This is a genomic window from Eubacterium sp. AF17-7, assembly GCF_003461285.1.
GTDB lineage: Bacteria > Bacillota > Clostridia > Lachnospirales > Lachnospiraceae > Eubacterium_U > Eubacterium_U album.
Map to the genome: position 1 here is coordinate 17697 of NZ_QTWU01000016.1, position 17992 is coordinate 35688.

At 32.4% G+C, this 17992-nt stretch carries 17 protein-coding genes; 16 read left to right on the top strand and 1 reads right to left on the bottom strand.

Annotated features, from left to right (window positions below; genetic code table 11):
* Positions 1–11: 11 nt before the first annotated feature.
* Positions 12–1409 carry a glycine--tRNA ligase gene (locus DWW96_RS11825; protein WP_022088015.1) on the top strand — a complete coding sequence of 466 codons (1398 nt, stop codon included), beginning with the start codon at positions 12–14 and terminating at the stop codon, positions 1407–1409.
* Positions 1410–1670: 261 nt separating this feature from the next.
* Positions 1671–3002, top strand: a complete 1332-nt coding sequence (locus tag DWW96_RS11830) for a leucine-rich repeat domain-containing protein (RefSeq protein ID WP_022088016.1) — start codon at positions 1671–1673, stop codon at positions 3000–3002.
* 276 nt (positions 3003–3278) lie between these two features.
* Here DWW96_RS11830 and DWW96_RS11835 read toward each other — a convergent pair whose 3' ends face one another.
* Positions 3279–3884: a YdcF family protein gene (locus DWW96_RS11835; protein ID WP_117910558.1), complete on the bottom strand. Its 606-nt coding sequence runs from the start codon at positions 3882–3884 to the stop codon at positions 3279–3281.
* 248 nt (positions 3885–4132) lie between these two features.
* On the opposite strand from DWW96_RS11835, the gene DWW96_RS11840 reads away from it, so the two are divergent.
* The 14 genes from DWW96_RS11840 (at position 4133) to DWW96_RS11910 (ending at position 17229) form a co-directional block, all read left to right on the top strand.
* Positions 4133–4534, top strand: a complete 402-nt coding sequence (locus DWW96_RS11840; protein WP_022088018.1) for a hypothetical protein — start codon at positions 4133–4135, stop codon at positions 4532–4534.
* A 97-nt stretch (positions 4535–4631) separates the two neighbouring features.
* The gene (locus DWW96_RS11845; RefSeq protein WP_117910559.1) at positions 4632–5591 is read left to right on the top strand and encodes a LacI family DNA-binding transcriptional regulator; all 960 of its coding nucleotides are present in this window, start codon (positions 4632–4634) and stop codon (positions 5589–5591) included.
* 228 nt (positions 5592–5819) lie between these two features.
* Entirely contained in the window at positions 5820–8447 is a 2628-nt protein-coding gene (gene ppdK / locus DWW96_RS11850) for a pyruvate, phosphate dikinase (RefSeq protein WP_117910560.1), read from the top strand.
* A 227-nt stretch (positions 8448–8674) separates the two neighbouring features.
* The gene (locus DWW96_RS11860) at positions 8675–9304 is read left to right on the top strand and encodes a non-canonical purine NTP pyrophosphatase (RefSeq protein ID WP_117910561.1); all 630 of its coding nucleotides are present in this window, start codon (positions 8675–8677) and stop codon (positions 9302–9304) included.
* 95 nt (positions 9305–9399) lie between these two features.
* Positions 9400–10068, top strand: coding sequence for a Fic family protein (locus tag DWW96_RS11865; RefSeq protein ID WP_117910594.1), 669 nt, complete (start codon positions 9400–9402; stop codon positions 10066–10068).
* 129 nt (positions 10069–10197) lie between these two features.
* The gene (locus DWW96_RS11870) at positions 10198–10665 is read left to right on the top strand and encodes a hypothetical protein (protein ID WP_117910562.1); all 468 of its coding nucleotides are present in this window, start codon (positions 10198–10200) and stop codon (positions 10663–10665) included.
* A 578-nt stretch (positions 10666–11243) separates the two neighbouring features.
* The gene (locus DWW96_RS11875) at positions 11244–11447 is read left to right on the top strand and encodes a hypothetical protein (protein ID WP_147339829.1); all 204 of its coding nucleotides are present in this window, start codon (positions 11244–11246) and stop codon (positions 11445–11447) included.
* 314 nt (positions 11448–11761) lie between these two features.
* Positions 11762–11983, top strand: a complete 222-nt coding sequence (locus tag DWW96_RS11880; protein ID WP_117910564.1) for a hypothetical protein — start codon at positions 11762–11764, stop codon at positions 11981–11983.
* Positions 11984–12036: 53 nt separating this feature from the next.
* Positions 12037–12243 (top strand): hypothetical protein, encoded by a 207-nt coding sequence (locus DWW96_RS11885; RefSeq protein ID WP_117910565.1) that lies wholly within the window; start codon positions 12037–12039, stop codon positions 12241–12243.
* A gap of 221 nt (positions 12244–12464) precedes the next feature.
* Entirely contained in the window at positions 12465–13643 is a 1179-nt protein-coding gene (locus DWW96_RS14105; protein WP_158562706.1) for a CD3324 family protein, read from the top strand.
* A gap of 214 nt (positions 13644–13857) precedes the next feature.
* Positions 13858–14490: a DUF6088 family protein gene (locus DWW96_RS11895; RefSeq protein ID WP_117910566.1), complete on the top strand. Its 633-nt coding sequence runs from the start codon at positions 13858–13860 to the stop codon at positions 14488–14490.
* Positions 14432–15406, top strand: coding sequence for a nucleotidyl transferase AbiEii/AbiGii toxin family protein (locus DWW96_RS11900; protein ID WP_243003076.1), 975 nt, complete (start codon positions 14432–14434; stop codon positions 15404–15406). Before DWW96_RS11895 ends, DWW96_RS11900 begins: the two co-directional genes overlap by 59 nt.
* A gap of 3 nt (positions 15407–15409) precedes the next feature.
* Entirely contained in the window at positions 15410–16042 is a 633-nt protein-coding gene (locus DWW96_RS11905) for an SdpI family protein (protein WP_117910568.1), read from the top strand.
* A gap of 44 nt (positions 16043–16086) precedes the next feature.
* Positions 16087–17229, top strand: coding sequence for an HNH endonuclease domain-containing protein (locus DWW96_RS11910; RefSeq protein ID WP_158562707.1), 1143 nt, complete (start codon positions 16087–16089; stop codon positions 17227–17229).
* The last annotated feature ends 763 nt before the right edge of the window (positions 17230–17992 follow it).

Sequence of the window (17992 nt, forward strand, 5' to 3'; positions counted from 1 at the left end):
GGAGAAGTATCATGGAAAAGACAATGGAAAAAATCGTTGCAGTTGCAAAAAGCAGAGGATTTGTATATCCGGGTTCAGAAATTTATGGTGGACTTGCGAATACATGGGATTATGGTAACCTTGGTGTAGAATTAAAGAATAATGTTAAAAAAGCATGGTGGAAGAAATTTATTCAGGAAAACCCATATAATGTAGGTGTTGACTGTGCTATTTTAATGAACCCTCAGACTTGGGTTGCATCAGGACATCTTGGTGGATTCTCAGACCCTCTTATGGATTGTAAAGAATGTCATGAAAGATTTAGAGCAGATAAACTTATTGAAGATTATATGGAAGAAAATGGAATTACAATAGAAGGTTCTGTTGATGCATGGTCACATGAAGAAATGGCTAACTACATAGAAGAAAAGAACATTGCATGTCCAACATGTGGTAAGCACAATTTTACAGAAATCCGTGAATTTAATCTTATGTTTAAGACATTCCAGGGTGTAACTGAAGATGCTAAAAATACAGTATATTTAAGACCTGAAACTGCACAGGGTATTTTTGTAAACTTTAAGAATGTACAGAGAACTTCAAGAAAGAAGATTCCATTTGGTATCGGTCAGGTTGGTAAATCATTTAGAAATGAAATTACACCTGGTAACTTCACATTCAGAACAAGAGAATTTGAACAGATGGAACTTGAATTCTTCTGCGAACCGGGAACAGACTTAGAATGGTTCCAGTATTGGAGAGGATTCTGCCGTGACTGGTTATTAAGTCTTGGAATTAAAGAAGATGAAATTAGATTAAGAGATCATTCACCTGAAGAATTATGTTTCTACTCAAAGGGAACAACAGATATTGAATTCTTATTCCCGTTTGGATGGGGCGAACTTTGGGGAATCGCTGATAGAACTGATTACGATTTAACTCAGCATCAGGAATTATCAAAGCAGGATTTATCATATTTTGATGATGAAAAGAAAGAAAGATATGTTCCATATGTTATTGAACCATCACTTGGTGCTGACAGAGTAACACTTGCATTCCTTTGTGCAGCATATGATGAAGAAAATATCGGAACAGAAGAAAAACCGGATATGAGAACAGTTATGCATTTCCATCCGGCTATCGCACCTGTTAAGATCGGTGTACTTCCATTATCAAAGAAGTTAAATGAAGGTGCAGAAAAGGTATTTGCAGAACTTAGCAAATTATATAACTGTGAATATGATGACAGAGGAGCAATCGGTAAGAGATATCGTCGTCAGGATGAAATCGGAACACCTTGGTGTGTTACTTATGATTTTGATTCAGAAGAAGATGGAGCAGTTACAGTTCGTGACCGTGACACTATGAAACAGGAAAGAATCAAGATTGAAGATTTAAAAGCATACTTTGAAGAAAAGATGGCATTTTAATTGGAATTGTCAGCATATAACATGCAAAAGTATGTAAGACATATTTAAAAACAATTATCCTTAATGGATATAAAATATGATTTTAAATAATAACAGAGTTGAAATTCATATTGGATTTTAGCTCTGTTATTTTTTATTCTTTGCTAAAAAGTGAAAACTTAACTTATAATTAAAAAATAAATGCAATAAAAAATATGACCTCTTCGTTTAATAAGTATAAGACAATAAAGAAAACAAAGATTTTTAAGGAGGGTATCTATTATGAAATCAAAAGTATTATTATCAGGGGCAGTAGCCTTAGCTATGGCAACAGCAGTTATGGGACCTGTTGCAACCAAAAGTGTTAATGTGTATGCAGCAGAAACAACACAAAATCAACAGGCAACACAAAATCAGGAAACAACGAAGAACGTTGAGGCATCTAAAAATGTGTTAACCGGAAAATGTGGTGACAATGCAACGTATACATATGACAAAGACGCGAAAACAATTGTAGTTTCAGGAACAGGTGCAATGTGGGATGATATGGAAATACTTGGCAATTATGATTCTGTAAAAAGCATAACAATCGAAGATGGAATCACATGTGTTGGCGAAAATGCGTTTTCAACCTTAAGTGTAGAATCTATAAAGATTGGAAAAGATGTCCAAACAATAAAAAGAAAAGCATTCGGATTTGTTTGGGGCGAAGAAACAACAATAATACCTGCAAATGTAAAGACTATCGAGCAAAATGCATTTGCAACTATTAAAAACATTGAATTTATGGGAGATATTGATGGTTTTGAAAATGGAATCGTTGAAAGTAATACGGACGATATTAACAGTGTAATTTTGCATGGAACTGCAACAAAACTTGGTATGATATTTAAAAATTCACCAATATATAAAGTGATAATTGCACAGGACAATACAAAATCTACTTTTGATAAAGGATGTATATTGTCAGCAGACAAAACAAAATTGAATTATTACATAGGAACAAATGACAAAGTTGTTATTGCTGGTACAGTAGAAGAAATTGATGCAGGGGCTTTTAGAAAAAAATCAGTTAAAAGTGTAAAATTAGGTGAAAATGTTAAAAATATAGGTGAACAGGCTTTTTATAGAACATATGACCTTGCATCATTTGTTTCAAATAAAAAATTAGCATATATTGGAGACAAAGCGTTTGCAAACTCAACATTAAAGAAATTTGCTTTTGATACAAAACCAAAAATGGGAGAGAAAGTATTTTCTAGAAATTCGAGTATTACATATTCAAAAGGTCTGAAAAAGGCGGGTACATCAATTGAATTTGCAAAGTTGCGCAAAAAGAAATACACAATAAGATTTGCAAAAGTAAATGGAGCTACAGGATATGAAGTTAAGTTCAAAAGTGCAAAATACAAAAAAACATTTACGACCAAAAAGAATGTGTTTACTAAAGCAGTTTCAAAAAATGATGTAAATAAAATGGGCATCACGAATGGAATAGAAGAAGATGGAACATGGACAGCAGGTACTGTAATGGTAAGACCTTATAAAGTAGGTAAAAAGAAAAAAATCTATGGGAAATGGTCAACAAAAACATTAGTTTTATATTACGAATAACAGACTATGAAGTAGAAGAAACAATAAAACATAATAAGTATAAAAGCGTAATAAGCTAAAACATAATAAAAAGTAACAAAAAACAAAAAATAAGATAAAATATGATGCCTACGGATTGTTCCGTGCTGCGCACTATCACAATCCTACCCAATATTCGCATATCGCGGGAATTATCCCGCTTTTATGCTCATATTGAGGCGGGTCCCAAGGTCTTTCACCCACTTATGAGCAAGCTCATGTGTGTGAAAGACCTTTTGACCCTGGCATCATAATAAATTACAATGTTATGTTAAAATTATTAATGTAGCCCTTATTTGCATAATCTATTATTCCAAAAATTTCACCGATTGCTCTTTCATATCCGGCAGGAGTTTTATACCAGTTTTCTTTAGTTGTGAAAGAGTCATTAACTGGGCATGGAATGATATTTATATCTTTAGAAAACATTTTGTCAACTAATAAAAGGCATCTTTTCATATGAAATGAAGTAGTGATTAAAGTGATATTTTTAGGTGTAAAATATTCAATGCTTTTAAGCAAATCAAAAGCATTTTTCAAACTCTCAAATGTAGAATGAGAATTGTAGACCGTATAAATATTTGAAGAAGGAAGTCCTGACTCTATGGCAAAATCTTTCATGATATCAGCCTCTTCATAAATTCCAGAATCAATAAGCATTTTGCCTCCGGAAAAAATAAAATTTTTAACAAGTCCTTTATTATACAAAGCCACAGCCCTTGGCACACGATATTTAACAGCACTATAGCTACCCATAACGATTCCCATATCCGAATTGGTGTCTGAATATTCTATATTTTCAAAAAGCATTGAATTTATTAAATCCCTGGAAATATCTTTATATTGTAAATCGGAAATGTTCATGAATAATCCTCCAAATCTATGAGAGAAACATCAAAGTTTATATGTAAATATTCCCTTAATATAGTATATGAAATGAAGTGAAAAATGTAATATTGATTATATAAAAAGAGTAAACGACAAATTGCATTCGAACCATTGACAATTTGAATAAATTGTAATGAAAATAAATTTGAAAAATGATAATATTATAGTTAAATAAAAACAAAATAATGAAACGAAAGAAAACAAACAAAAAAGGAGTGCAACTAATGAGAAAGAAAATAGCTGTAATACTTTGTGCATTAGGTGTTACATTGGCATTTATTGGATGTGGTAAGGAGCAAAAGGAAGTAAAGACAACGGAAACAAATGTAAAAACGACAGCTGAGCAGACAACTATAGAGGAAACGACCGAACAGGAAACATTTAGATATTCAGTAAAATATGAAGCTGTAATTGACACATCTGACCTTACAGATCAGGAAACGTCTGATATGATTTCAAATTTGCGAAACATTGCACAGGAAAATAATATGAAGATAGGCTTGGGACAGGCAAGATATCAGGAATTAGTATTGGAGATTACCTGTTTTTATAATGATGAATCCATAACAGTTAATGAAGTAAAAGAAAAGCTATTGTCAGGGTTAACTATTAAGTCGATTCAATAAATTTATATCTACAATAAATTAGATAATGTGATAAAATAGTGTTATCGATAACATTATCAAATGAACGAATTAATTAGAAAACAATTAGGAGAGAACAATGGCAATAACAATTAAAGACATTGCAAAAGCTACAGGTGTATCGACAATGACCGTTTCGCGCTTTCTCAATGAACCGGAAAAATTAAAACCATCAACTTATGAGAAAGTAAAAAAGGCAGTAGACGAAATGGAATATGAACCTAATCAGGTTGCCAGACTTTTGCAGACAAACAAAACAAACATTATATGTGTATATATTGCAAATGGAATTGACCCTCTGCATCCTTTTACACTAAGAGCAATTTCAGGAATCGGAGAAAAGTTAGGACTTGAAGGCTATTCAATGCAGATATGTAGACATGATTACAAAAAAGTTAAATGTGATGGCGTAATAGCCATGGGTATGACTGAGCGTGAAGAAGATGAAGTGATGAAGTGGTTTAAGGATAAGCCTGTAATTGTATTTGGAAATAGCAGTTACAAGAATAATTGGATTGACATAGACAATTATAAAGGTGGATATATTGCCACAGAACATCTTCTTAAACGCGGTTATAAGAAAATTGCAAATATTGGAATAAGAAGTGAAGAAAAATACACGCAGGACAGATTAAATGGATATATGGATTGTATGAGAGATTACCATATGGATATACCACAATCGGGAATAATGAGAGTGTGTAATAATGAAGACGATGGATATCTGGCAGCTTCAAGAATTTTGAAAAATGCAGATGTTGATGCGATAGTTTGTGCCAGTGATGCTTTAGCACTTGGAGTAATGAGATGTGCCGTTAAGATGGAAATAAATGTTCCTAATGAACTTGGCGTTACAGGATTTGATGGATTAGGATATGAAAAATTAGTAACACCTCATATCACAACGGTAGAACAACCTGTATATGCATCAGGAATAGCTTTGGCAGAATGTATTGTCAATATATTGCGAAATAATGACTATTCAGAAACCGAAAAATTTATTAAACCAATTTTGAATATTAATGGATCAACAAAATAATGTGTGTCGTATGAAGTTTAGTAAGATTTGATGAGTTTTAGTGATTTTTTGTGGTAACATATGGCAAATGAACTTGACTATCAAATGCCTTATGTTATAATGTTTTATAGGGATTTTTGCCCAATTTTTGTGCGCAAAAATACCGATATTAGAAAATATGAGTTGGTTAAAGAGAGCCATTCTCCACAACTCATAAAATAAATACTAAAGTTTTAGGAGGAAAAATTAATGGCAAACAAATGGGTATACCTTTTTAGCGAAGGTAACGCAAACATGCGTGAACTTCTTGGTGGAAAAGGTGCTAACCTTGCAGAAATGACAGGTTTAGGACTTCCAGTACCTCAGGGATTCACTATTACAACAGAAGCTTGTACTCAGTACTATGAGGACGGTAGAGAAATTAACGAAGAAATTCAGGGACAGATTAACGAGTATATCGTAAAGATGGAAGAAATCACAGGAAAGAAATTCGGTGATAAGGAAAATCCATTACTTGTTTCTGTTCGTTCAGGAGCTAGAGCTTCTATGCCAGGTATGATGGATACAATTCTTAACCTTGGTCTTAACGAAACAGTAGTTAACGCAATTGCTGAAAAGTCAGGAAATGCCCGTTGGGCATGGGACTGCTACAGAAGATTCATCCAGATGTATTCTGACGTAGTTATGGAAGTTGGTAAGAAGTATTTTGAAGAACTTATCGACAAGATGAAAGCTGACAGAGGTGTTAAGCAGGACGTTGAACTTACAGCTGATGACTTAAAGGAATTAGCAGCACAGTTCAAGGCTGAATATAAAGAAAAAATCGGAGAAGACTTCCCAGATGATCCTAAGGAACAGTTAATGGGAGCTATCAAAGCCGTATTTAGATCATGGGATAACCCACGTGCTAACGTTTACCGTCGTGACAACGATATCCCTTATTCATGGGGAACAGCTGTTAACGTACAGTCAATGGCATTTGGTAACATGGGTGATGATTGTGGTACAGGTGTTGCATTTACAAGAGATCCAGCAACAGGTGAAAAGAAGCTTATGGGTGAATTCTTAAAGAACGCTCAGGGTGAAGACGTTGTTGCCGGTGTTAGAACACCAATGCCAATCGCTCAGATGGAACAGGAATTCCCAGAAGCATTTGAAGAATTTGTAAAGGTTTGTGAAACACTTGAAAACCATTACAGAGACATGCAGGATATGGAATTTACTGTTGAAAACAGAAAACTTTACATGTTACAGACAAGAAATGGTAAGAGAACAGCTCAGGCTGCTTTACAGATTGCTTGTGACCTTGTTGATGAAGGCATGAGAACAGAAGAAGAAGCTGTAGCTATGATCGATCCTAGAAACTTAGATACATTACTTCACCCACAGTTTGATGCTGCTGCTCTTAAGGCTGCTACACCAGCTGGTAAGGGACTTGGAGCTTCTCCGGGAGCTGCTTGTGGTAAGGTTGTATTCACAGCTGATGATGCTGTTGAATGGAATGCAAGAGGAGAAAAGGTTGTACTTGTACGTCTTGAAACATCTCCAGAAGATATCACAGGTATGAAGGCATCACAGGGTATCTTAACAGTTCGTGGTGGTATGACATCACACGCTGCCGTAGTTGCTCGTGGTATGGGTACATGCTGTGTATCTGGTTGTGGCGACATCGCTATGGACGAAGAAAACAAGAAATTCACTTTAGCTGGAAAAGAATATCATGAAGGAGATTTCATCTCAATCGATGGTTCAACAGGTAACATCTATGATGGAATTATTCCTACAGTTGATGCTAAGATCGCTGGTACATTTGGACGTATCATGGGATGGGCTGATAAATATAGAACACTTAAGGTTAGAACAAATGCTGATACACCAGCTGATGCTAAGAAAGCTAGAGAACTTGGTGCAGAAGGTATCGGTCTTTGCCGTACAGAGCATATGTTCTTCGAAGAAGACAGAATTGCAGCATTCAGAGAAATGATCTGTTCTGATACAGTAGAAGAAAGAGAAGCAGCTCTTGAAAAGATTCTTCCATATCAGCAGGGAGACTTCGAAGCACTTTACGAAGCACTTGAAGGTAACCCAGTTACAATCAGATTCTTAGATCCACCTCTTCATGAGTTCGTTCCAACTGAAGAAGAAGATATTAAGAAACTTGCAGATGCACAGGGTAAGACAGTAGAAGAAATCAAGACAATCATTTCTTCACTTCACGAATTCAACCCTATGATGGGACACAGAGGACTTCGTCTTGCTGTAACATATCCTGAAATTGCTAAGATGCAGACTAAGGCTGTTATCCGTGCAGCAATCAATGTTCAGAAGAAACATAGTGATTGGACAGTTAAGCCGGAAATCATGATTCCATTATCATGTGATTCTAAGGAATTAAAATATGTTAAGGATATCGTAGTAGCTACAGCTGATGCTGAAATCGCAGCAGCAGGTGTTGAACTTGAATACCAGGTAGGTACAATGATCGAAATCCCTAGAGCAGCTCTTACAGCTGACGAAATCGCTAAGCAGGCAGACTTCTTCTGCTTCGGTACAAACGATTTAACACAGATGACATACGGATTCTCAAGAGATGATGCTGGTAAGTTCTTAGATGCTTACTATGATGCTAAGATCTTTGAAAATGATCCATTTGCTAAGTTAGATCAGGTTGGTGTTGGTAAGTTAATGGAAATGGCTATTAAACTTGGTAAGCCAGTTAACCCTAACCTTCACGTAGGTATCTGTGGAGAACACGGTGGAGATCCATCTTCAGTAGAATTCTGCCATAAGATTGGTCTTGATTATGTATCATGTTCACCATTCCGTGTACCTATCGCTAGATTAGCAGCAGCTCAGGCAGCTATCGCTAACAAGTAATACACTGACTAGTGAAAAGAATATAATTACTTAAAATAATGAACTCCTGTATACCAGAAATGGTGTGCAGGAGTTTTTTAACATAAAATTAAGCTGTGCTACATTCTGCTTTAGGGAAGGATGAAAAAGGTTATTTAATGGATACATGTCTAACAGCGCAAGATAGATATAAGGCATATTTAGACTATTTTGAAATAAAGTATGAAAAGAATTGAAAGGAGAGAACGATGAAAGTACTACTGGGAACAACTAATCCGTCAAAGGTAAAGAGGTTTTCTAAACTGTTAGAAAATTGTGATATAGAATTTATAACATTAAAAGATTTAGAGATAGAAGATGAACCGGATGAGACAGGAAAAACGCCGGAAGAAAATGCAATATGCAAAGCAGGATATTATGGCAAATATTTTGACTTGGTGATTTGTAATGATTCGGGATTGTATTTTGAGGAACTAAGTTTAGAAGATGAGAGACAACCGGGATTAAATGTTAGGACTCCAATGGGAATGAACAGATTATCAGATGAAGAAATGATTGAGTATTATTCAAATCTTATAGGAGAGCTTGGAGGAAAGGTATCTGCCTATTACCTGGACGGTGTAGCTGTTTATAACAATGGTAGGATTTCATCATTTATGGATAGAGAGTCAGCAAAAAATGTAGGGGCTTTTTATATGATAGATAATGCATCAACTAAAAGATTTGAGGGCTGGCCGCTTGATTCTTTGTCAATTAGTAAAGAGACAGGAAGATATTTTGTTGAGGGCAGTGATTCTGAAAGTAAGGAAAATATAATATATGGCGAGTATGAAAAGAGAATAGTAGGATTTTTAAAGGAAGCATTGGGGATAAAATAAGTATGATATCCAGCAATTCGGATAGCAATTGCTGACAGTACTATATAAATCTGTGTTATAATGTGTATGGAAAAGAGGAAAAGGTGCGTATTACAATGTCAAAATTTAAAGATAAATTTCATCTATCTCCTGAACAGAGTCTAATTTTTGCAAAGAAAAGAATGGATGAAAACATATATTGTGGAATGAAAATGGAAAACAGAGAAGTAACTTTTCCGCAAACACAGACAATTTTAAATGGTGTGAATGTTCCAAATGTACAACTTGACGATATTCAGGCAATTTTGAATATGCGTGATGCATGGAAATTTCTTTTAAATACGGTAAATGAAGAAGTTACATTTGATTATTGGTGTAAGTTGAATGGATATATTGCGAGAAATGAAGCTTTGGAATGGGGAAAACTACGGACAGGAACAGTTGGTATTTCAGGAACGGATTATGAGCCTCCGGTTCCAGAAAAAGAGAAAACAGCAGAAGAGTTGAAAAATATTTTGAATGATGCAAATGCTTCTGCTACAGATAAAGCATTAGAAGCATTTACATGGGGAGCAAGAGGACAGTTCTTCTGGGATGGAAATAAACGTACCAGTTTATTGCTTGCAAATAAGATTTTGGTTTCTTCAGGTGCAGGGATTATGACTATTACTGATAAATATATGGAACAGTTTAATTCACTATTGCTAGAGTATTATAATACCGGAGAAAGCAGAGAGTTAAAACAATTTTTATATGGTAATGCAATTTTAGGATTAACTATTTAAACAAAATATAAACTATCGACTTTCGATACGAGAGGAGGAAAAGAAAAGTGCTTGATTTAGATGGCGTGTATCGGTTTTTATCAAAAAGTGATTTAAAATTATTATTACAGCAGGTACTTATCAGAAATAATGAATAAAAATAAAAATTTAGTATTTGATGAATTAACAGAAGAAGACAAAAAAGAATACAGAGAACTAGGAAAAGAGTCATTAAAAATTAGATTAATTATATTTTTAATTTCCATATTAGTATTTCTTTTATATACATATGGGTTGTATAAAGAAAAATCATATATTCTAATTGTAATATTTTCAATATTATACATTTCCTGCATCTGGGGTGGATATGTCTTGTATTTTTTATTCCCTCCAATAGGGATAAAATATGGACGAATATCAAAGAAAACTTATAAAAAGACAGGAAAGTATTCTGCTGCTGTATATAATGTATATTTTCCAAAGGAAAGAAAAAGTATGAAAGATATATGGATTATACCGACAAAGAAATATCCAGCGCCGATGGTTAAAGATGAGGTTAAGGTTGTAAAAACTAAATTTGGAAAATTTTATACATATGTGGTGGGAAGGGGTAAATGAAAATAAGTGTGAAATTAGTAGATGTAAAAAGTTTAAATAAAGTGCAGGATAAAATATTGAAAATGATAGAAATATAGTTTTGCAATTATATGAGCAAGGTATTGCTTATGAGGCAGACATTGATAGAAAAGATGGAAGTATCGATACAGATACTATTAAACAAGAAGATAGTTATACTAAACTAACAAAAGTAAGAAAAGATAACTTTAGGTAGTAATAACAAACCAGCAAGAAAGACAACTATTGCAGGTGGGACAATTGATTTAAACGGCCATATATTAGATTTAAATGGTTATGACGTTACTGTAAATGGTGACCTTAAGATTATCGATAGTAGTAAAGAAAAAACAGGTGCTTTAAATAGCACAGGTGAAACACCTTATTTTGATTTTAATAATAAATTAGTATTAGACGGCATTAAGAGTAACAATGTAGATTTTTATGAAAATAAGACTAACCAGAGTGAAATTGAAGTTTACAATTCAGAAGTATATTACATACATAGAATAGGAAAACGTTTAAAATCAGCTATTATTAAAGACACAAAAACAGACAAACTTTACATTGATGGTAGAGGATTGGTAGATTCTTCTATAACAATGGAAAATGTGGAAATAGAAGATACATCAACAGTTGTGCGTTTATATGCACAAAAAGTTAATATGAAGAATGTTGTTTCAGGAACAATGCAGTTAAGTGCTTCTAACGGAATTGTTGATAACGCAAAAATAACAAGTACATCAGCAGCATCTTTTGCAGCACTTACAATCAATCTATTATAGAAACAGCATTACTTCAAATGTAACAATTAAGGGCGGCGAGTTTGTAGGTGGTTCATATGCCATTGACGTTCAGGAAGGACCTTAATAGGAAGGTTCTATTGTAGTAGCTTATTACTTTAAATAAAAAGATAAAACTCCGCTAGGAACATTGCATATAAGGCAAATCTCAGTGGAGTTTTTGTTTGGAATTTTAGGAAGATGAATAGTATAATGGTATGTAAGGGATCAGTTTGTGAAAAAAATTGAAAATTCAGATGGTATAATATAGCTAGTTGTAGCCTGCAAATAAAAATGAAGGGGAATCAACAAAACAAATGACAATTGAAGAAAAATTAGAAAAATATAGAGATGAATTTTTAGAATGTAAAACTCCAGAAGCATTTTTGGCATGGGGAAGAAAATGGAGAGAATTGATTACTGATGAAGAAATGGCTGACAAGGAAATGGTAGATTCTATTTTGGGAAAGGAATTCGAAGAACATATGTTATACATAATACATCTCATAGGAACAAGCCCGGATATGATAATTAATTAGTTGAGAATTTATAGGAAAAAATAGTAAAGTTAAAATATTTTAGAAAAAGAATAATGAAAGATATGAACGAAAAAAATATAAAATTAGAAGAAGAGTTTAAAAAATTAAAGTTTGAAATGTGGAAAGAAGCAAAAAAGATTCTTGAAACTGAATATCCAAGAAGAGATGGACAATTAGATGGAGAATGCACGGTTCAAATGGCAAAACTTCAAAAGAAATATAATATAAAAATAAATGAGTTAAGAGAAAAATATAAATAATATAACAACATAATTTTCTTAAATATTTATAAACGAGAAAAATGATGTGCAGATGTAAATCATAAAATAAGAATGTAGGAATGATGACGTATAAAAATGTCGGAAAAACTACATTCTTATTTTATAATTTGCACTATCGTACATTCTTAAAATTTACTATGAAAAGAGATGAGCAAAAAAACAAACAATAATATGTTATCATAGCATTGTGAGGTGCGAATATGAAATATAAAAATGCGAAAGATATTTTCCCGGATGAGATACTAAGAGAAATTATGAAATATGTAGATGGACAATATATTTACATACCGAAGAAGAAAGAAAATAACGATAAAGTTATAACAGAATACAGACAGGAAATAGACATAAGAAACTCAAAAATATATGAGCATTACCTTATAGGTATGAAGTATTCTGAAATTGCAAAAATGTATTGTTTATCAGAAAAAAGTGTTAGAAGAATAGTATTAAATGAAAAAAAGAAAATGGAGCAGAAACAAGTGAACGTACAACAGGTAATGACGAAATATGGTATTGAATGTGATATAAAACAAATTTACAGCACAGCTTGGAACATTGGTGATGAATTTGTTTTAAAAAAATATGTGAATTTTGAGGAATTAAAGAGAAATGTAGAAGTTTTGAGCATTTTGTATAGTGAGCAAATTCCAGTGCCTAAAATAATAGCCACTCCAAATAATGAAAAATATTTAAAAGATAAAGAAAATTATTGGCTTCTTACAACTAAACTAAAAGGATGCAATATAGTTAATGTTAATAAATGCAATGAACAATGGTTTTTCAAAATGGGCGAGATTATTGCAAGATTGCATCTGGCATTTGATGAATGTGAAGGAAAAATCAAATGTTGGAATAATAGTTTGTTAGGAGAAATGGAAAGCTGGATTAGAAAAAACATATATGAGTATGACAAAAAAATTATCGATAAAAACGAGTTTGAAGATATTATAAAAGAACTTAGATTGGTAGATAAAGATTTATCCTATGGGCTTATACATAGAGATGTACATTTAGGAAATTTTTTGTTTTATAACAATGAATTTTCAGGATACGTAGATTTTGATTTGAGTCAAAAGAACATCAGAATATTTGATTTATGTTATTTTATGCTTGGTTTATTATTAGAAGATGAAGAAAACAAAGTCGATGAAAAGCAGTGGTTTCAATATTTAAAAAACTTGGTAAAAGGATATGCATCTGTAATTCCAATTTCAACCATTGAGAGGGAAAGTATACCGTTAGTTATGGAATGCATAGAGTTACTGTTTGTAGCGTATTTCATAGGAGAAAAAGATGAGCGAGCCATGAGAGATTCGTTAAAACTGTATGAATTTTGTAAAGACAATTGCAATAAAATAAAAAGAAGTGTGCAGTTGTAAAATGTAGTACTTAGATGAATGTGTTAATAAAACAGGATTAATCGGAAAGATTAGTTCTGTTTTTTATTATTAACAGACTATTAAAAAGTATAAAAAACAGGAAATATTAATGAAAAAGAATATTAAATATGATTGACATAGGAAAAAATAAATTATATTATTATACTTAACAAAATAGAAAGAGATAATCTAAAATATTAAGGAAACAAAAATTATGCTATATGATTATATAATAAGTAATTATAAAGAAGGAGAACCTATATTTTTTTCAGATATTTTTATAGAAGGAGTCTCCCGTTCTGCTGTAAATCAGCAAATGAAGTCATTATGTAATAAAGGACTGATAAAAAAGTACGATAAAGGAATTTATTATATTCCAAAGAAGACGATGCTTAAAGCAACAGTTGGACCTAGTGCAGATATGGTGGCTCGATATCGCTTTGTTACAAAGGGTGAAGAAATATTTGGGTATTATAGTGGAAATTCTTTTGCAAATCAGTTAGGTATATCAATGCAGGTACCTAGAAAAATAGAAATTGTCAGTAATAATTCGAATTCATCTCCAAGGGAGATTGAAATTGGTGGTAGAAAGTTTTTGATAAGGAAGTCATCTATAGTTATAAATAGGGAGAATGTATATGTTTTGCAATTACTTGAATTGTTAAAAAATATAGAAGTTTATATGGACGGATCATATGATGAAGCAAGAGTAAAGATTGAGGAATATATTGATATTCATGATATACGAAAAGAAAGTGTGAACAGATATATAAGAGAGTTTCCTATTAATGTTTTTAAAAATTATTACGAATTGGGGTTGGACAATGTATTTGCACAAAGAAAATAAAGAACTATTTAGAGACATTATATCAATTGTTTCAGAGCGTAAGAATGTTACAACAGATATAGTAGAAAAAGATTATTATGTAACAATGATTTTATATTTATTATCTCAAAAAGAGATAGAGATAATATTCAAAGGAGGAACTTCTTTATCTAAAGCATATGGTGTTATTGATCGATTTTCTGAGGATATAGATATTACGTTTAAAGAACATTTGGGGGAGAGTAGAAGAAAAAAATTGAAGTATAACATACTGAAACCTATAGCTGAAGATTTAGAAATAGAAATAAAAAATTGGAAAGATATTGAAAGTGATAAAAACTATAATCATTATGATTTTTATTATAATTCTGTTAGTGATAATAGTAACTTTTCCGGACTGTCTCCTTTCATTAAGTTAGAAACAGCGTTGATGTCTTATTCTTTTCCAACGGAAAGAAGACAAATAAGTAATTACATATATGATACGCTAAAAAATGAAGAACCTGAGTTAATAAAGAAATATAATTTAATACCGTTTGAAATGAGTGTTCAATGTATAAATAGAACACTTGCGGATAAAATATTTGCCGTATGCGATTATTATTTGCATGGAAAAGCACAAAGAAACTCCAGACATTTATATGACATATTTAAGTTATTAAATTATGTTGAAATTGATGAAGAATTTATAGATGTAACAATGTCTATGAGTATTTCACCTTCTGAGTTTGAAAAAATTCAAACAATGGTATTTAATAAATCGCTTGAGTCAAAATTGAAGAATATGTTTAAACATAGAGCGGATGGACGTAGATTATATGCAAGAGAAAACATTGTTGAAGCAGCAATTTTAGTAGTAATAAAAGAACGCCCAAAAATTTATGATGAAGATGTTATTAATGGGGTTGTTCAATTAAGTTATAAAAAGGAGGTATGAAAAATGACTACACAAGAAAAATATTTAGTTTCATTTACAACTTCACATGTTATCAGTAGTTTGATATTTGAAAAAGAAATGAAATTTAATTTGCCATTTCTGATGTATGTTTTTATATTTGTGCCAGTGGCGATAATGATTGCATCGCATATATTATACAAACGAATAAAGTCAAAATTATTTTACATATTATCGTTTGTAATATTAGCAGGATGTATGGGTGCGTTTTGGATAAATGGAAATGTTACAAAAAACATATTTTTATACAAGCCGTCTTATGGTTGCATTGTGTATTTGATTATAATGATTGTAGCAGCAGTAGTTATGCCATTTACCAGTGAAAATGGATTTTTTGGAATTAGAATTCAGCAAACAATGGATTATCCTGAAGTTTGGAGGAGGACACATATATTTACTTCTGTATTGTTAAGTTTTGTAATTTTGCCAACAATTATTTCAATAAATCATGTTGAACAGACTTTAAGTTTTGTTATCTGTAATATCTTTTTGATTGGGCCGTTGATAATAGGGATTATTTACGCTGTAATTATTACAATACCAATTGAAAAAATAGAGAAAGAACAACTTGCAAAAGAACTTGAAAGGCAAATCAAGAAAGAGCAGGGATATCGTTAGAGAATTTTCACAATAATGTTAACAGAGAAAGTTAGAGAATGTCTATGGATGAATTATATTTCTATGATTGTAATTTAAATATAAAAAGTTTCGCAGGAATGTTGGAAAATCCAACACAATGCTATAAATTCTTTTGGCTTGATTCCATAATGCAGTTGGTTGCAAGAGGAGAAAATGAGTTTACATTTTTGGAAGTTTTTGCGGGCATGATAGCGGATGCATGGTATGCGGTAAAGGAATATCACTTGAGACTAGGTCCAAAATCAGTAGATGGTACAAGTTCTAATCTTTTGGAAAGAGCAGTAAATAAAATTAGCGAAAATGTGGATGTGAAAAATGATGAATCAAGGGATATTATCATTGAAAAAATAAAGTGCAACAGTAAATGTGTTAATTCTGAGATGCAGGACTTGGCGAAGAATGTACCGTATAGATTGCTTTCTTCGTTTGTGAAAGAGTTAGGTGGGAATAATCCATTATGGAGCAAGACTGGAAAACTTATTAGTTATTTTGAAATGATTAATAAGAAAAGATGTTTACTGTACACGATAGAGAATGGTAGAGGATTAACTAAAAAGGTTATTATAAATAAGTTGTGGAACAATTTTCTCATCGATAATATGGTTACAATCCGTGGCTGGATTAAGATGAAAAAAATTAAATATTTGCAGGATAGAAATCCGGGAGTTCCGGGACTTATTTATAAACTTGAATCGGAAAAAGACAAGGAAAGAAAACTTGAAAATGTTAGAAAGCTTTGGGACTGCGTAATAGATATTAATGGTGTTGGGTTTAAAGATATATATTCAAAGCGACATATAGAGAACAAATATGCGATAGATCATTTTATACCATGGTCATATGTTGCCAATGATGAATTGTGGAATTTGATTCCAATGGACGAAAATCTGAATTCTTCCAAGAACAATAAATTGCCGGACTGGGACGCTTATTATAAGAAGTTTTGTGATAATCAGTATATTTTAAATGAAACAATTCAGACAAACGAAAAGGCAAGAGAAAAATTTGAAAAATGTAAACAACACAATCTTAATTCAATTTGGCCTTTGGAAGAATTATACATACAGAAAATTGAAAAAGAAAGATTTTTCAATGTGCTTTATGGCAGACTTCATCCCATATATGAGTCTGCAATGACACAGGGATATGATATATGGAAAAATTGAAAGGAAAAACATATGAAAAAACGCTATTCGATGGTCTGCACGTTGTTTGGAGAGGATGCAGGAAATTGCAGTGCTAGATTATTCAAAGGTAGCATAAAAAGATAAAGCAGAAAGAGGAGTGGCTGTAGTAAGCCTATGATATGTAACGGCTCAGGCAGCTATTGCAGAAAGTGGGAAATAATCGTTTATGGTGTCAAAAGCCCCTAAACATCGGCAATTTCACAGTTTCTAAGGACTACTTGAAAGAGTACAAAAAGTTCGATAAAAACATGAAAAAAGCGGGTAAATGGGAAGACATCAACGTAACGATTACGGTTTGATAAAAATAATCAGGGAATCATACTTTTAAAGTATGGTTCCCTTTTTGTTATAGCGACGAGGCAAGTGGTCATCAGGCTTGCATGAATGAACATTTGCCGACTGCTAATCAGATACGAGATATGCATAGCGTATCTCGTATCTGTTAAAGGAAAAAATAAGAAAAATTATTAAATCCAGGTTATCAAAAGTAGATTAAGAAAATGGAAGTAGGTCTTTTGCAAGATACGCATTTGTATATACAAATACATTCTTGTTAGGAAGAATCCTAAAACCTCTATATCTTAATATCTCGCCTACCAGCTTAGTATATTCTATTGCTTTTTTAAAATCATACAGTGGAGGACAGCATTCCTACCTTGTTTATGTTAAAATTTTCTATGGGGCTATATCTTATTCTTTGTAGATGTGCATGCAGGGCGGTTTAATATAAAAAAATCAGTTG

Coding starts and splice junctions, on each gene's coding strand:
- DWW96_RS11825 (WP_022088015.1), top strand. CDS start 12: ATGGAAAAGACAATGGAAAAAATCGTTGCAGTTGCAAAAAGCAGAGGA.
- DWW96_RS11830 (WP_022088016.1), top strand. CDS start 1,671: ATGAAATCAAAAGTATTATTATCAGGGGCAGTAGCCTTAGCTATGGCA.
- DWW96_RS11835 (WP_117910558.1), bottom strand. CDS start 3,884: ATGAACATTTCCGATTTACAATATAAAGATATTTCCAGGGATTTAATA.
- DWW96_RS11840 (WP_022088018.1), top strand. CDS start 4,133: ATGAGAAAGAAAATAGCTGTAATACTTTGTGCATTAGGTGTTACATTG.
- DWW96_RS11845 (WP_117910559.1), top strand. CDS start 4,632: ATGGCAATAACAATTAAAGACATTGCAAAAGCTACAGGTGTATCGACA.
- ppdK (WP_117910560.1), top strand. CDS start 5,820: ATGGCAAACAAATGGGTATACCTTTTTAGCGAAGGTAACGCAAACATG.
- DWW96_RS11860 (WP_117910561.1), top strand. CDS start 8,675: ATGAAAGTACTACTGGGAACAACTAATCCGTCAAAGGTAAAGAGGTTT.
- DWW96_RS11865 (WP_117910594.1), top strand. CDS start 9,400: ATGTCAAAATTTAAAGATAAATTTCATCTATCTCCTGAACAGAGTCTA.
- DWW96_RS11870 (WP_117910562.1), top strand. CDS start 10,198: ATGAATAAAAATAAAAATTTAGTATTTGATGAATTAACAGAAGAAGAC.
- DWW96_RS11880 (WP_117910564.1), top strand. CDS start 11,762: ATGACAATTGAAGAAAAATTAGAAAAATATAGAGATGAATTTTTAGAA.
- DWW96_RS11885 (WP_117910565.1), top strand. CDS start 12,037: ATGAAAGATATGAACGAAAAAAATATAAAATTAGAAGAAGAGTTTAAA.
- DWW96_RS14105 (WP_158562706.1), top strand. CDS start 12,465: ATGAAATATAAAAATGCGAAAGATATTTTCCCGGATGAGATACTAAGA.
- DWW96_RS11895 (WP_117910566.1), top strand. CDS start 13,858: ATGCTATATGATTATATAATAAGTAATTATAAAGAAGGAGAACCTATA.
- DWW96_RS11900 (WP_243003076.1), top strand. CDS start 14,432: ATGTTTTTAAAAATTATTACGAATTGGGGTTGGACAATGTATTTGCAC.
- DWW96_RS11905 (WP_117910568.1), top strand. CDS start 15,410: ATGACTACACAAGAAAAATATTTAGTTTCATTTACAACTTCACATGTT.
- DWW96_RS11910 (WP_158562707.1), top strand. CDS start 16,087: ATGGATGAATTATATTTCTATGATTGTAATTTAAATATAAAAAGTTTC.